Below are 14,634 nucleotides of genomic sequence, written 5' to 3' on the forward strand. Positions count from 1 at the left end.
TATTTAACTCGATTCTCCGGGAGCCATTTCCCGATTAGGCCTGTATTTCAAAATAAAATTGCTTAAAATCGTTGATAACACTTGACTTAGAGTAGAAAAAGCAGCAAGTAGCAGTAGCAAAAAGTCAGTTAAAAAACTACTAAGAAAGTTGAAAAGACTAAAGATAAAAAGGCAAAAGATAAGAATAAAAAGAAAAAGTCCAAATCAAAAACTAAAAAGATAGTTAAAACTAACTGAAATAAACCAAAACTAAAAAACTGCAAGCTGCAGTAAATCATCTGGTCAAACTTATCGTTTCTACGATGGTATTCATCTTTTAAAGACTAAAAAGGGCGATACTTATCCGCAAGCTTTTACGCAAGCAAGATTTGTCTTGAAGAAAAAGCCAATCAAGATCGGTTGGAGTCCTTTAGGTAAAAATAAGTACCAATATAATGTTGTGCAATTGCTAATGATAACTTTAAATCTTGGCATAATACTTATTTATTCTGTTTAAAGAATAAGAAACCCGTAATTTTACTTGATCAGTCAAAAAAGGTGGAGTTGTAGTAGTTAAACAAGTTAATGATGCCACTTTAATTAAAGGCTTTAAAAAAGCTTATCAAAAATAAATCAGTTTAAAGATGAAACAAAAAAGCATGTAGAAATTAATCTACATGCTTTTTGTTGAAATTGTACTCGGTTAATCGAAATTAATCGTGGTCAACATCATCTGGGAAGAATGCAAGACGTTCGCCCTTGCCAAGTTCTTCTTCGATTTCAAGCAAACGGTTGTACTTTTCAACACGTTCTGAACGAGCTGGAGCACCAGTCTTAAGTTGACCACCGTTGATAGCAACAGCCAAGTCAGCGATGAAGGTGTCACCAGTTTCACCTGAACGGTGAGAAATCATAGTGTTGTAGCCGTTCTTACGTGACATACGGATAGTTTCAAGAGTTTCAGTAACAGTACCGATTTGGTTCAACTTGATTAATGAAGCGTTGCCGGCACCTTCCTTGATGGCCTTCTTCAAAAGTGCTGGGTTAGTACAAATGAAGTCGTCAAGAACGATTTGGATACGGTCCTTGTGTGATTGAGTGAACTTAACCATACCTTCAACATCGTTTTCGTCATATGGGTCTTCCATTGACATTAATTCTGGGAATTCGTCCAAAAGCTTGTCATAGTATGCAGCTAATTCTTCATCGTCAAGAACCTTGCCTTCAAGGTGGTACTTGCCGTCTTCTTTGTTGTAGAAGTATGAAGCAGCACAGTCACATGCAATACCGATATCTTCGCCTGGCTTGTAACCAGCCTTAACAATTGATTCGTGTAAAGCCTTTAAAGCTTCTTCTGAGTTCTTCATGTTAGGTGCGAAACCACCTTCGTCACCCAAGCCAGTTTCGTAACCCATGTCTTCAAGAACTTTCTTCAAAGTGTGGTATACGTTAACGATCTTTTCGAAACCATCACGGAATGAAGTCTTAGCAATTGGAGTGATCATGAATTCTTGGATGTCGATACCGTTGTCAGCGTGTTCACCACCGTTGATAACGTTGTGGAAAGTTTGTGGCATTTCAAGATCAATACCGCCAAGGTAACGGTAAAGAGGTTGGTGGTTAGCCTTAGCTGCAGCAACAGCAGTAGCCATTGATACACCTAAGATAGCGTTAGCACCAAGACGACCCTTGTTTGGAGTACCGTCTAAGTCGATCATAGTTTGGTCAATCTTAGCTTGGTCAAATGGGTCCATACCCTTTAAAGCGTCGTTGATTTCAGTGTTAACATTGTTAACAGCCTTTGAAACGCCCTTACCACCAAGACGTGAACCACCGTCACGTAATTCAACGGCTTCGTTTTCACCAGTTGAAGCACCTGATGGAACTTCAGCCTTACCTACGACACCGTTTGAAAGGGTAACGTGAACTTCAACAGTTGGGTTACCACGTGAGTCAAAAATTTCGAGTGCGTGTACATTTTCAATAACTGATTTGAGCATTATAAACCTCCTCAAAAATTATGGCATGTAACAAAAATTTTGCATGCCATACGGAACAATTTTTGTCCCGCTTACAATTCAAATTTTAGCCTAACTTTGTGATCATGTAAACATATGAAAGCGGTTTACATTTTAAAAATTAATAAAGGCAATAATAAATTACTATATCAATGCGCTATAATACATGTATTAAAATAATTGTCTATGATAAATAAGGAATTTGATTATGGAGAATATTAAATTAATTATTGATTCTAGTAGCAATATGAAAAGCGATCCTGACCACAACGTGGAAGTAGTACCTTTGACTATTTCTTTTGGCGGTAAGGATTATATTGACGATCAAAATTTGAATATCAGAGAATTTTTGAATGATATGAATCAAAATCAAGTTGCCGGTAAGACTACTTGTCCTAGCATTCAAGCTTGGCTTAATGCACTAGAAGGTACCGAAAAAGCTATCATCATCACGATGACTAGTGGTATGAGTGGTACTTTTTCCTCAGCACTTCAAGCAAAAACAATGTATGAGGAAAAGCATCCCACCAGTCAAATTATTGTAGTTGACTCAAGAAGTGCGGGCCCTGAATTAACTATTGTTTTGCACGGTATTGAGAAAATGATTCAAGGCGATATCCGCTTTGTTGATCTCGAAGAAGTAATTGCCAAATTCAGAATGCGTACGCATTTGCTCTTTATTCTGCAATCACTACATAATTTGTCTCTGAATGGGCGTGTCTCACCAGTCGCAGCCAAGGTTGCCGGTCTTTTGAAAATTAACTTGATCGGTACGGCAAGCAAGGAAGGTAAGCTTGAACCATTAACTAAGGCTAGGGGTATGAAAAAAGCAATGCGTGAATTGCTTAAATACATGAAGGACGACAATTATCACGGCGGTGAAGTGATTATTGACCACTGCGAAAATGAAAAAGATGCCGAGATTATCAAAGATAAGATCTTGGCTGAATATCCTGATGCTCAAGTTACAATTCGTCCAATGCGCGGCCTTTGCAGTTTTTATGCTGAAGAGGGCGGCATTATGGTTGGTTTTCACGAATAAAAGATAAATTAAAATAAGACGAGTATGTTCCAAGAAACATACTCGTTTTTGTTTAGAGTGCTAAAAATAATTGTTGTGAAATGCTAAAGCAAACGATTGCCAAACTAGTTGCACCAATTATGTCTGATGGGTAATGGGCTTTTAAACTCAAGCGAGAAATGATTACCATTATCCAAACAGCAATAACTGTGATGATGAAGGCGAGTCCTAAATCTTTAGCAAAAAGCTGCAATAGAATTAGCCCCATGGTCGTTGCTCCTAAAACGTGCCCACTAGGGAAGCTGTAGCCTTCTTCCATGTCTGAGTGGAGAATAGGACGCTTGCGCCGGATCAATCTCTTTAAAATGATGCCGGAAATATCCGCAAAACCTAAGGTACCCAATACCCAAAGTGCAGTTAAATTGCGCTCTTCATTTAACAAAAGGCCAGCTAAGAGCACGTCCCAAACGACCATCAATTTGGGATCGTTAATAAAGGCAATTACTTGCCATTTGTAACCACTGCGTTTTTTAACTAATTGATGGTGTAGCCAGTGGTCAAATAGATTAAAACGACGTGAGGTCTTGATATTAAAAATGAGTAACAATAAAACAGTTGCTGCAAGGAGCAACACTAAATAATTATTCATTGATGCACAATATCCCCAATAACTTATTTGTAAAATCTATTTTAACCGCAAAAGAAAAAATAATGCTAATCTTTAAACAAAATTAACATTATTTGCGCAATTTTTAGTTTTGATGATTAAATTTACCTTTAGTGAGCATATCGTAAGTAATTAAATCACTGCTGTCTAAATCTTCTTTATTCATATCAACTACGTTGATTTGCTTATTAGTGTAAGTAGTGTAGTAGAAGATACCTTTATCCAAATTGATACCATCAGAGTAAATAGTGTACTCAAAAGCATCTGGGCCGACTTGATCCAGGCCTTTTTGTTGTTCTACTGAATGCAGAATATGGAAGTAAGTGTCCACGTTTTCTTCTTCAGAATCGGAAGTAGGGGCGTTAAACTTGTTGAAGGCTACTCTGACAAAACGAGATTCTGAATCCATACCACCTGGCAAATTGTGTGAACCTAAGCCGCGGCTGTAGCCGTCCATTTTAACTTGATCTGAGAAGTTGTTCTTTGGCATTGCGGCAGAAACATCTGCGTAGTTGTTTAAGTTGAACAATTGCTTAGGGAATTGTGGGTTGTTAGTTAAGCAACCAACAGGGTTATCGTAAACATGCATACCATCTTTATCAGTTTCAACAACAATTGAAGTGCCGGTTTTATCGGCAATTAACCAGTGAAGTTTAGAAGCAACCATTTTTTCGCTAAAGTTGATGTCAGCAATGTTGATTTTGGCAAGCAATTTCTTAGCTTCTTCTACTGTAGCGCATTGGCCCAAAATCCAAGGGATGAATTCAAAAGAAGCAACATTGTCTTTGCCATCTTTGACGTCATAGTAAGTGGCATTGCCAGGATAATTTAGTCCGGCCATTCCCAAGCCCTTTTCATTAGCAGCATCAAAGTATAAAGGATAACCGCCAGCATTAAGGGCGATTCCTACCATAGCGTAATGTTGTTTTAATTCCGGCATCTTGCGGAACTTAAAACCATAGTTGCGAGGGGTAATCACGACTTGCTGACCGAAAGTTATTTCTAGGTCAAGATTACGACCAAAGTAGTGATCTTTAGGACTAAACACAATTGAAGTACACATATTAAAAACTCTTTTCTATATCTTATTTCAAATATTAGGTATACTCTAATTGTAACAATAAGTTATGCTGTGTAAAGTGAAAATAGTTTTGGACTATTTCTAACAATAAGGTTATAATATCAGTGTTATGGAGTGTTGGCAGAGTGGTAATGCACCGGACTCGAAATCCGGCGAACCAAGTTTTCCTTGGCGCGCAGGTTCAAATCCTGTACACTCCTTATTATTTATGAATTTTGATGAAGCTGCTAATTTATAGTGGCTTTTTTATTTTTGCCCTTGACAAAACGCCAAAAGCAAAAGTAAATTAATTCCAGTAATTAATAGGAATAGATTAATTATATGGAGTTGAGTTATGAGTAAAAAGAATAACGCGCCCCAGCTGCGTCGAACAATGACTGCTGGCCAAATGGAAATGATTTCACTTGGTGGAGCAATTGGTGTCGGCTTATTTATGGGGTCTACGTCAACAATTAAGTGGACTGGTCCTTCAGTACTTTTGGCCTATATGTTTGTGGGCCTGATTTTGTACATTGTTATGCGAGCACTCGGGGAAATGCTTTACATCAATCCGGGGACAGGTTCATTTGCGGATTATGCAACAGAATACGTTCATCCCTTAGCTGGATATTTAGCCGAATGGGCCAATGTCTTTGAATATATCATTGTTGGTATGTCAGAAGTGGTGGCCGCGACAGAATATCTGAAATATTGGTGGCCGAATATCAGTGCTTTATGGTCGGGGATCATCATTATTGCATTTTTGCTTTTAGCCAATTTAGCTAGTGCCAAAGCATATGCTTCACTGGAATTCTGGTTTGCGATGATCAAGGTAATCACCATTATTTTAATGATTGTTTTGGGCTTCATTGTTATCTTCTTCGGTGTTGGTAACGGTGGCAAGCCAACTGGTTTCAGCAATTTATGGGCTCATGGCGGTTTCTTTACTGGTGGCGTCAAAGGTTTCTTCTTCTCAATGTCAATTATCGTTGGTTCTTATGAAGGAATCGAACTTTTAGGTATTTCAGCTGGTGAAGTTGCTCACCCACAAGAAGCAATTGTTAAAAGTGTTAAGTCAGTTTTATTTAGAATTTTGATTTTCTACGTGGGTGCGATCTTTGTTATCGTGACTATTTATCCATGGAATAAATTGAGTAGTCTTGGTTCACCATTTGTAACTACTTTTGCTAAAGTAGGAATTACTGTGGCAGCTTCAATTATCAACTTTGTTGTGTTAACTGCGGCTTTGTCAGGTGCAAACTCAGGAATTTATTCATCAAGTCGGATGCTGTTTAAATTGTCACATGATGGTGAAGCACCTAGTCCTTTCAAGCATATTTCCAAGAGAATCGTGCCTGATCGCGCTATTATGGGTATCTCAGGTGGTATCTTTATTGGTTTTGTCTTGAACGTAATTGCCTCACAATTTAATCATTCTGCTTCAGACTTATTTGTTATTGTGTTCAGTTCATCTGTTTTACCAGGGATGATCCCATGGTTTGTGATTTTGCTGGCCGAACTTAGATTTAGAAGACACAATAAAGATAAAATGGCCACTCACCCATTTAAGTTGCCACTTTATCCATTCACAAATTATTTTGCCTTTGCCATGCTCTTAGTAATTGTAGTTTTCATGTTCATTAATCCTGATACGAGAATCTCAGTTATTGTCGGCGCATTGGTCTTGATTGTTGCAACAGTCGTCTACCTGATTAGACATAAAGGCGAATTTAAGAAAAATTAATGAAAAAGATGATTCAGTTCATCTATTTTATTTTGCTTAAAAATACTAAATCTTGTAGTTTACATTATCAAATACACCAGATCTATGGTATCTTAAACAAGATGAAAACTTGAAAGGTGTGTAGAAAATGGCAATTCTTGAACAACCATATTTGGATCTTTTGCAAAAGATAATGACTGAAGGCCATGACAAGAGTGATCGAACCGGTACGGGTACCAGAAGTTATTTTGGTGCACAAATGCGTTTTGATTTATCAAAAGGCTTTCCATTATTAACGACTAAGAAGGTTCCCTTTGGTTTGATTAAAAGTGAACTTCTCTGGTTCTTACGTGGCGATACCAATATTCGCTTTTTGCTAGAACATAATAATCATATCTGGGATGAATGGGCCTTTAAAAATTGGGTAACTAGTGCTGAATACCAAGGCCCCGATATGACTGATTTCGGTTTGCGTAGTCAAAGTGATCCGGAATTTAATAAGGTCTACCAAGCAGAGATGAAAAAATTTGATCAAAGAATTCTCGATGATGAAGACTTTGCTAAAAGGTATGGCAATTTAGGCGATGTATATGGTGCACAATGGCGTCATTGGCAAAAACGTGATGGTGGTTTTATTGATCAAATTGACAATGTAATTAAGCAAATTAAGGAGACCCCAGATTCACGTAGAATGATCGTGACTGCATGGAACCCAGAAGATGTGCCAACAAGTGCACTGCCACCATGTCACGTCATGTTCCAGTTTTATGTGGTTGATGGAAAGATTAGTGTTCAACTTTACCAAAGAAGTGGTGACATGTTCTTGGGTGTGCCATTTAACATTGCTTCATATGCACTTTTGCTTAATATGATTGCACGTGAGACTGGTCTTGAAGTGGGTGAATTTGTTCATACTTTGGGGGACGCACACATTTACCGCAACCACTTTGATCAAGTAAAGGAATTGCTTTCCCGTAAGCCTTATGATTCACCACAACTTTGGCTCAATCCTGAGAAGAAGCACATTGAAGATTTTAAAATGAAAGATATCAAGGTAGTAGATTACAAGCACCATGGTACGATTAAGGCACCAGTTGCGGTTTAGGTGATAGCATGATCGAATATGTTTGGGCAGAAGATAAAAAAAGACAAATTGGCGTAGATGGGCACTTGCCTTGGCATTTACCAGCTGACTTAAAGCATTTTAAAGAAAAGACAATGGATCATCCAATTTTAATGGGTAGGAAAACTTTTGCTAGCTTACCCAAGTTATTGCCAGGACGAAAGCACATTGTTTTGACCCACAATGAAGAAATGAAAAGTAAATGGAAAGATAATAACCAGGTAGAGATTTTGACATCAATCGATGAAATGAATGAATATCTTTCCAATCATCAAAGTGAAAAGATATGTGCGATTGGTGGCGTATCAATTTTTAAAGCCTTGCTTGATCAGGTTGATATCCTTGAAAAAACTGAAATTGAGGGCGCCTTTAAAGCAGATACAGTTATGCCAGAGATTGATTACTCACAGTTTGATTTAGTGCATCAAGAGCATCACGATGCCGATAGCAAGAATAAATATCCTTATACTTTTTTGACTTATATAAGAAAACACTAAAATAAGCTCGCAGATTTGCGAACCTTTTTTATTCTTGGTTATAATGGAATATATTAACTATTTATTTACCGGGTAATAAAAATGAGTGAAGAAAAAATAAATTTAGAAACAGGCTTAACTAGTAGCCAGGTTGAACAGCGTATTCAAGCTGGTGAAGTCAATAAAGCCGTTGATGATCAATTTAAAACAAATAAACAAATCATCCGAGAAAACTTGTTTACTTACTTTAACTTGATTTTCTTGGTACTCTCAATTTTGCTAGTCTTAGTTGGCGCATATAAGGATTTGACCTTCTTGCCAGTTATTGTGTTAAACACGGTAATTGGTATTGTTCAGGAAATCCGTGCTAAAAAGATCTTAAGTAAATTGAACGTCATGAATGCAACAGAGATCGTGGCATTACGTGATGGTAAAGAAGAAAAAGTCCCAATTGAGAAACTAGTTAAAGGAGATCTGGTTTTACTTAAAACAGGGGATCAGATTCCTGCCGACGGCCAAGTTGTCAAAGGTGACATCAGGGTTAATGAATCTCTTTTAACTGGTGAATCTGATGAAATTACTAAAGATGTTGGCGATCAGCTAATGTCTGGCTCCTTTGTAGTTTCGGGCTCTGCTTATATGCAACTAGAAAAAGTGGGTAAGGAAAGCTACATTTCTAAGCTGACGATTAAAGCTAAAGCCATGGGCAGCAGTGAACAGTCAGAAATGGTTCGCTCAATTAACAAATTGATTAAATGGGTCGGCATTATCATTATTCCCCTGGGAATAGCACTGTTCTCGATGAGTTTCTTTGTCAACCACATGTCTTTATACCGTAGTATCGTTTCCATGGAAGCTGCGATTATCGGTATGATTCCAGAAGGCTTGTACCTTTTGACGACTATTGCATTAGCACTTTCTGCAGTTCGTCTAGCACGGAAGCAGGTAATGCTCCACGATATGAAGAGTGTTGAAACTTTAGCTCGAGTTAATGTACTTTGTGTTGATAAAACAGGTACGATTACCGAGCCAAAGATGAGCGTAGAAAAAGCAGTTGCTTCTAAAGACTTTAAAAGAAACAACTTAGACCAACTCATAGGTGATTTTGCTGCTAGCATGCCGGCAGATAATGCGACAATGAAGGCTGTTCACGAGCATTTCACTGAAAATACTGGTAAAACAGCCAGCGGTATTCTGCCATTTACTTCAGTTAATAAATATAGTGGCGTAATTTTTGACGATCATACACTTTTAATTGGCGCACCAGAAATGGTTTTGCGTGACCAGTTCGATCAGTATAAGGATGAATTTGAACAATATGCCGCAACTGGTTATCGTGTTTTAATCGTAGTCAATTATCCAGGTGTTTTAACTGAAGACGATTCTAAATTATCTAAACCAGTTGAAGTTTACGGCTATATTCTCTTGTCTAACCCAATAAGAAAAGAAGCTAAAGCAACCTTTGAATACTTTGCTAAACAGGGTGTAGAAATTAAGGTTATCTCAGGTGATAACCCTGTAACTGTCTCAAGAGTTGCTAAGCAAGCTGGTATTAAAAATTCTGATAAATATATTGATGCACAGGAAATACCTGATGATGGTTATGAAGATGCAGTGAAGAACTACAGTGTCTTTGGTCGAGTTAAGCCAGAACAAAAGCGTAAGTTTGTTAATGCTTTGCAAAACTTAGGCAATACCGTTGCTATGACTGGTGATGGTGTTAACGATATTTTGGCAATGAAGAAAGCAGACTGTTCAATTGCGATGGCATCCGGTAACAGTGCGGCTGTTCAAGCCTCTCAAGTAGTATTGCTTGATTCAAATTTTGCTAGAATGCCTAAGGTGGTAAATGAAGGTCGGCGCGTAGTTAATAACATTCAGCGTTCAGCCAGTTTGTTCTTGGTAAAGAATATCTTCTCATTTTTGATGGCTATCTTCTCACTCGTAATGGTTATTGATTATCCATTACAGCCATCACAGATTACCTTGATTTCTGCCTTCACCATTGGCTTGCCATCATTCTTGTTGGCTCTAGAAAGTAATCACAATAGAATTCGCGGACAATTTATTCCCAATATTTTGGCAAGAGCAATCCCTGGTGGGGTAACCGATATGCTGGCGGTAAGTATTTTGGTGGTTGCAGGCGGCTATATATCGCTTGATCATAATGATGTAGGTACAACGGCAACACTTTTATTGGTGGCAGTGGGAATGATGGTACTTTACCACATTTCAGCTCCATTAAATAAATTCCGTTTATGCGTAATGATTGGATCATTCGCCGGGTTAGTTTTAGCGATTATCTTCTTACACAATCTGTTCTCACTGACCATGATTTCTGATAAGGCAATGTTCATTCTATTTGTCTTGTTCTGTGCGGCAACTACAATTTTCCGCTGGTTATCAAGAATTTTGGATGGTGTGCAAGAAGTATTGGTTGTCTTTGATCAAAAGGGTAAGAATATGACTTTTGCGGAACTGCATGAAGCTTATCAACGCGGGCGCAAGAGCGTTCAATAAAAAAATAAGAGCTATCTGTTTAAAAAAGCAGATAACTCTTTTTCATTATCTTAATGATTTACGATAACCAGCACGTCTAGCAGCAGCTTCTGAAGGGAAGTAAACTGCATTGGCTGAACTCATATGATAGTTTTCACCACTGGCAACATGATAAATCTTGCTGCGTTTGTTACCAATTACACGGTAATTTGCAGTAGAAATCTTGTGCTTAATGTTATGAATGGTTCTTGCTTTAGTCACATGATGGCTTCTAGCTTTTACATGTTCAGCAATCGTACTTGAACCATGTTTAACGCGACTAGTACCATCTTTGTAGTTTAAGATTACGCCAGGTTGCTCATTGAAAATATAAACATTGAAATCAACAGCATTGCTGCCGATTGATTTAGCTTCCATTTCAACACCGTTTGCTAACAAGTCATTACCTTTGAAAATTGGTGTAACTCTGTAGCGAACGTAATTACTTGAAGAGTCTTTCAAATAATCGGCAACTTCATTTTCGTACTTGAGCATGTCTGGATCGTTTAATTCACGTGTTCCAGTAATTAGATTGCGCGGATTATTATTTTGACCGGTTAATTGATAGCCAACTAGGTGACAACGGTTGTAAAGCCAGCCACTAGCAATGCGTTTGTTGTGCCAACCAGTTGGATCCCAAGTCAAACCGGCTCTTGGACTATGGGGCATCAATCTCTTATTCAAAAGGGCATTAGCCGCCTGAGCTCTATTTAAGTAATCTAAATTACTGTATTTTTGCCAGGGACCATTTTTCTTTGACAACGTACTTTTAGAGAAGCGCGGTTCATTATGGTCGACCGTAACAATTTCTTGTTTATGAAATTTCAGATTAGCGAGTGATTTATCTGAAACGGCATAAACGGTTTGGTTATTGCATGGGACATTAGTATTGGCAAAGGAAATCAAGCCTACTGCCGCTACTAATAAGAGAGCCAAACTTCGAAAGTGATTTTTCTTCATTTCTTTCTCCTTAGCAATTATTAAATTATAAGATATAACCACATTATAAAATAAAACCGCTTACTCAGAAGAATAATTAAAAAATATGTTGACTAGATTAAAAAGTGATGATAACTTATTTATAACAAATTATTAATCAAACATCTTGAAGAGCTGAGTAACTAGTTCCCTATTTATAAAGAGAGCTAACGTGGTGGTGAAAGTTAGCAAATAGGCCCTAGCGAATATGGGCTTGGAACGATGACTGATAGTGATATTTAGCTATCAGCGGATTTGCACCCGTTAACAGTGCAGGCTATTAATTTGATAGCTAATGAGATTTATCGCGTGAGTGATAAATGAATTAAAGGTGGTAACACGAGCATTCGTCCTTTTAGGATGAATGCTTTTTTATTTTCATTATTAGGAGTTGAGTTACATGCGTAAGCGTAGACGGAGAAATACAATTATTTGGACAATTATCGGCGTTTTAATCTTAATTGCTGGTTGGTTTAGTTTTGGACCAGGAATTCCAAGTAAAACCCAAGCCAAGACTGTAACAGTTGGTGTTGTCTCACAAAGTAAACAAGATGCAGCTATTTGGAAGAGCGTTGCTCAAACGGCTAAAGATAAATATGGTATTACGATTAAGATAAAGAATTTTACTGATTACAACCAGCCAAACAAGGCTTTGAAATCTGGCGATGTTGATTTGAATGCTTTCCAACACTACGCCTTCCTTAAAGCATGGAACAAGTCAAATGGTGGTGGTGTAGTTTCAATCGGTAAAACTTATATTGCACCAATTCGTTTGTACTCTAAGAAATACAAGAAGTTGTCTCAATTGCCAGATGGTGCAACTATTGCCATTCCAAATGATGCAACTAATGAATCAAGAGCATTGTTTGTTCTTAAAAACGCTGGCTTAATCGGTTTAAGAAAGGGCAAGACACTTGTTACTGTAGCCGATATCACTAAGAACCCACGCAACCTTAAGTTAAAGGAAGTTGGTGCTGAACAAACTGGTCGAGTAATCAACTCAGTTGATGCTTCAGTAGTTAACAACGACTATGCTGGTCCAGCTGGTTTAGGCGATAAGCAAACTATTTACGTTGAACCAGTTAACAAAGATTCTAAGCAATGGATCAACATCATTTGTGCTAAGAAGGGTCAAGAAAACAACCGACTTTACAAAGATGTGGTTAAGGCCTACCAAACTGAAAAGACAAAGAAGATGACTAAGCACTACTACGGTAATTCACAAATTGCTGCTTGGGATATCAAGATTAAGTAGGAGGGGTTAGAATGAGCATTATTCAATTAGATCATATTGATGTAGATTTTCCTCAAAAAAAGGGTAAAGTTGTCAAAGCAGTTAGCGATGTAACTTTGCACGTTGAAAAAGGCGATATTTATGGAGTTGTCGGCTTCTCTGGTGCCGGTAAGTCAACCTTGGTTAGAACGATTAACCTCCTGCAACATCCTAGCAAGGGTAATATCAAGGTCAACGATGTCGATTTTGTTAAAGAGGGCAAACAAGTTATTTCTAATAAACAATTGCAACTGGAACGTCGAAAAATCGGTATGATTTTCCAAGGTTTCAACCTATTGAATGAAACAACGGTTTTAGAAAATGTTGCTTTTGCATTAAAGCACGCAAAACTTTCCGATGAAGAATTAGAAAAACGTTCATTAGAATTGCTTGATTTAGTTGATTTGAAAGATAAGGCTAACTTTTATCCAGTTGAATTATCAGGTGGTCAACAACAAAGAGTAGCTATTGCTCGTGCTTTGGCTAACCACCCCGATATCTTGATCTCTGATGAAGCTACTAGTGCGCTTGATCCACAAAATACACAACAAATTTTGGATCTATTGAAACAACTCAATAAGCAATTAGGTTTGACTGTAGTTTTAATCACCCACGAAATGGATGCCGTTAAGAAGATCTGTAATAAGGTTGCTGTAATGGAACACGGTAAGATGATTGAAAAAGGCAATTTGCGTCAAGTCTTCTTGCATCCTAAGAAGGAATTGACTAAACGCTTTGTTGGTGGTGGCCTTGAAGCTATTCAAACTTTAGAGGCCTTGAACCTTGGCAAGCTAGAAGCAAATGAAGAGGTATATCAACTGGTTTACAGCATTGCTAATGTGACTAAGTCCATCATTATTGAACTTTACCGTCAAATTGGAGTAGAGGTTTCAATGCTTTATGGTAACGTGGAACTGTTAAATGGCGAAGCGATCGGTACTTTGGTTGTTTTGGTTAAAGGGGATGCCGATAAGCAAAAGCAAGCTAGAGAATTCTTGGAGAAGCAAAACGTTACTTTGACTAGATTGGATGAAAAGGGGAATTTAGATGATTAGTTGGTTTGAAAAAGTTTGTCCAAATGTCGTACAACTCGGCTGGGGCGGAGACGCTGGCTGGGGAACTAGTATCTTTCAAACATTATTCATGACTTTTTGGGCCACAATCTTCGGTGGCATTCTCGGAATTATTTTTGGTGTTTTGCTTGTTGTAACCAAAGAAGACGGTATTCGTCCAAACAAGTTCTGGTATAACGTTTGCGATAAGATAGTTTCAATTTTTAGAGCTATTCCATTTGTAATCTTGCTTGCCTTTGTTGCACCTGTTACGCAAAAGATTGTTGGTACTCAAATCGGGATGAAGGCAGCCTTAGTTCCATTAACTTTAGGTGTTTTCCCATTCTACGCTCGTCAGGTACAAGTTGCCCTTGAAAGTGTTGATACAGGTAAAGTAGAGGCTGCTCAAAGTTTAGGCGCAACTGTTTCAGATATAATTTTTGATGTTTACTTACGTGAATCACGTTCAGAATTAATCCGCGTTTCAACAGTAACCATCATTTCATTGATTGGTTTAACTGCAATGGCTGGTGCCATCGGTGCCGGTGGTTTAGGTAACACAGCTATTTCATATGGTTACAATCGTTTTAACAATGACGTTACCTTAGTTGCTACTGTCTTAGTAATTATTTTGATTTTTATTGTACAAATTGTTGGTGACTTCTTTGCTAAAAAGATGAACCATCAAAATAGGTAGAAATTTTTAAGATGAGATCTAGGCTATCC

Annotated in this window: 12 protein-coding genes, 1 tRNA gene, 1 pseudogene and 1 other annotated feature; of the genes and pseudogenes, 10 read left to right on the top strand and 4 right to left on the bottom strand. The window is 37.9% G+C overall.

Annotated features, from left to right (window positions below):
- Positions 1–307: 307 nt before the first annotated feature.
- Positions 308–549 (top strand): annotated as a pseudogene (locus WS44_RS09715) (DUF4767 domain-containing protein).
- A 143-nt stretch (positions 550–692) separates the two neighbouring features.
- Here the strand turns inward: WS44_RS09715 and eno are convergent.
- A complete protein-coding gene (eno, locus tag WS44_RS00365) occupies positions 693–1,979 on the bottom strand; it encodes a phosphopyruvate hydratase (protein ID WP_013437707.1) in 1,287 nt (428 codons plus the stop codon).
- A 226-nt stretch (positions 1,980–2,205) separates the two neighbouring features.
- Here eno and WS44_RS00370 point away from each other — a divergent pair, with 226 nt between their 5' ends.
- Positions 2,206–3,039 carry a DegV family protein gene (locus WS44_RS00370; protein ID WP_022087193.1) on the top strand — a complete coding sequence of 278 codons (834 nt, stop codon included), beginning with the start codon at positions 2,206–2,208 and terminating at the stop codon, positions 3,037–3,039.
- 52 nt (positions 3,040–3,091) lie between these two features.
- On the opposite strand, the gene WS44_RS00375 is transcribed toward WS44_RS00370, so the two are convergent.
- The gene (locus WS44_RS00375; RefSeq protein ID WP_013437709.1) at positions 3,092–3,667 is read right to left on the bottom strand and encodes a phosphatase PAP2 family protein; all 576 of its coding nucleotides are present in this window, start codon (positions 3,665–3,667) and stop codon (positions 3,092–3,094) included.
- A 103-nt stretch (positions 3,668–3,770) separates the two neighbouring features.
- Positions 3,771–4,748 carry a choloylglycine hydrolase gene (bsh, locus tag WS44_RS00380; RefSeq protein WP_046432461.1) on the bottom strand — a complete coding sequence of 326 codons (978 nt, stop codon included), beginning with the start codon at positions 4,746–4,748 and terminating at the stop codon, positions 3,771–3,773.
- A gap of 129 nt (positions 4,749–4,877) precedes the next feature.
- On the opposite strand from bsh, the gene WS44_RS00385 reads away from it, so the two are divergent.
- From WS44_RS00385 to WS44_RS00405, 5 genes are all read left to right on the top strand, one after another.
- Positions 4,878–4,966, top strand: a tRNA-Ser gene (locus WS44_RS00385).
- A gap of 134 nt (positions 4,967–5,100) precedes the next feature.
- The gene (locus WS44_RS00390) at positions 5,101–6,489 is read left to right on the top strand and encodes an amino acid permease (protein WP_013437711.1); all 1,389 of its coding nucleotides are present in this window, start codon (positions 5,101–5,103) and stop codon (positions 6,487–6,489) included.
- A gap of 127 nt (positions 6,490–6,616) precedes the next feature.
- The gene (locus tag WS44_RS00395) at positions 6,617–7,573 is read left to right on the top strand and encodes a thymidylate synthase (protein WP_014565772.1); all 957 of its coding nucleotides are present in this window, start codon (positions 6,617–6,619) and stop codon (positions 7,571–7,573) included.
- Positions 7,574–7,581: 8 nt separating this feature from the next.
- Entirely contained in the window at positions 7,582–8,088 is a 507-nt protein-coding gene (locus tag WS44_RS00400; RefSeq protein ID WP_013437713.1) for a dihydrofolate reductase, read from the top strand.
- A gap of 81 nt (positions 8,089–8,169) precedes the next feature.
- Positions 8,170–10,587: a cation-translocating P-type ATPase gene (locus WS44_RS00405; RefSeq protein ID WP_013437714.1), complete on the top strand. Its 2,418-nt coding sequence runs from the start codon at positions 8,170–8,172 to the stop codon at positions 10,585–10,587.
- A gap of 45 nt (positions 10,588–10,632) precedes the next feature.
- On the opposite strand, the gene WS44_RS00410 is transcribed toward WS44_RS00405, so the two are convergent.
- Positions 10,633–11,565 (bottom strand): DNA/RNA non-specific endonuclease, encoded by a 933-nt coding sequence (locus tag WS44_RS00410; RefSeq protein ID WP_013641794.1) that lies wholly within the window; start codon positions 11,563–11,565, stop codon positions 10,633–10,635.
- Positions 11,566–11,701: 136 nt separating this feature from the next.
- Positions 11,702–11,941 (top strand) — a binding site (T-box leader).
- A gap of 42 nt (positions 11,942–11,983) precedes the next feature.
- Between WS44_RS00410 and WS44_RS00415 the strand changes: the two genes are divergently transcribed.
- Genes WS44_RS00415 through WS44_RS00425 form a run of 3 tightly spaced genes read left to right on the top strand, consistent with a single transcriptional unit; the run spans position 11,984 to position 14,605 of the window.
- Positions 11,984–12,838 (top strand): MetQ/NlpA family ABC transporter substrate-binding protein, encoded by an 855-nt coding sequence (locus WS44_RS00415; RefSeq protein ID WP_046432470.1) that lies wholly within the window; start codon positions 11,984–11,986, stop codon positions 12,836–12,838.
- A gap of 11 nt (positions 12,839–12,849) precedes the next feature.
- The gene (locus tag WS44_RS00420) at positions 12,850–13,911 is read left to right on the top strand and encodes a methionine ABC transporter ATP-binding protein (protein ID WP_013437717.1); all 1,062 of its coding nucleotides are present in this window, start codon (positions 12,850–12,852) and stop codon (positions 13,909–13,911) included.
- The gene (locus WS44_RS00425; RefSeq protein WP_013437718.1) at positions 13,904–14,605 is read left to right on the top strand and encodes a methionine ABC transporter permease; all 702 of its coding nucleotides are present in this window, start codon (positions 13,904–13,906) and stop codon (positions 14,603–14,605) included. Before WS44_RS00420 ends, WS44_RS00425 begins: the two co-directional genes overlap by 8 nt.
- Positions 14,606–14,634 lie beyond the last annotated feature (29 nt).

Origin of the sequence: Lactobacillus sp. N54.MGS-719, assembly GCF_000980505.1 — a bacterium.
Classification (GTDB): Bacteria; Bacillota; Bacilli; order Lactobacillales; family Lactobacillaceae; genus Lactobacillus; species Lactobacillus amylovorus.

What these genes read in the sequence shown, in the direction of transcription:
- WS44_RS00370 (WP_022087193.1), top strand. Translation starts at nt 2,206, where the DNA reads ATGGAGAATATTAAATTAATTATTGATTCTAGTAGCAATATGAAAAGC.
- WS44_RS00405 (WP_013437714.1), top strand. Translation starts at nt 8,170, where the DNA reads ATGAGTGAAGAAAAAATAAATTTAGAAACAGGCTTAACTAGTAGCCAG.
- WS44_RS00420 (WP_013437717.1), top strand. Translation starts at nt 12,850, where the DNA reads ATGAGCATTATTCAATTAGATCATATTGATGTAGATTTTCCTCAAAAA.
- WS44_RS00425 (WP_013437718.1), top strand. Translation starts at nt 13,904, where the DNA reads ATGATTAGTTGGTTTGAAAAAGTTTGTCCAAATGTCGTACAACTCGGC.
- WS44_RS00415 (WP_046432470.1), top strand. Translation starts at nt 11,984, where the DNA reads ATGCGTAAGCGTAGACGGAGAAATACAATTATTTGGACAATTATCGGC.
- eno (WP_013437707.1), bottom strand. Translation starts at nt 1,979, where the DNA reads ATGCTCAAATCAGTTATTGAAAATGTACACGCACTCGAAATTTTTGAC.
- WS44_RS00390 (WP_013437711.1), top strand. Translation starts at nt 5,101, where the DNA reads ATGAGTAAAAAGAATAACGCGCCCCAGCTGCGTCGAACAATGACTGCT.
- WS44_RS00400 (WP_013437713.1), top strand. Translation starts at nt 7,582, where the DNA reads ATGATCGAATATGTTTGGGCAGAAGATAAAAAAAGACAAATTGGCGTA.
- WS44_RS00375 (WP_013437709.1), bottom strand. Translation starts at nt 3,667, where the DNA reads ATGAATAATTATTTAGTGTTGCTCCTTGCAGCAACTGTTTTATTGTTA.
- bsh (WP_046432461.1), bottom strand. Translation starts at nt 4,748, where the DNA reads ATGTGTACTTCAATTGTGTTTAGTCCTAAAGATCACTACTTTGGTCGT.
- WS44_RS00410 (WP_013641794.1), bottom strand. Translation starts at nt 11,565, where the DNA reads ATGAAGAAAAATCACTTTCGAAGTTTGGCTCTCTTATTAGTAGCGGCA.
- WS44_RS00395 (WP_014565772.1), top strand. Translation starts at nt 6,617, where the DNA reads ATGGCAATTCTTGAACAACCATATTTGGATCTTTTGCAAAAGATAATG.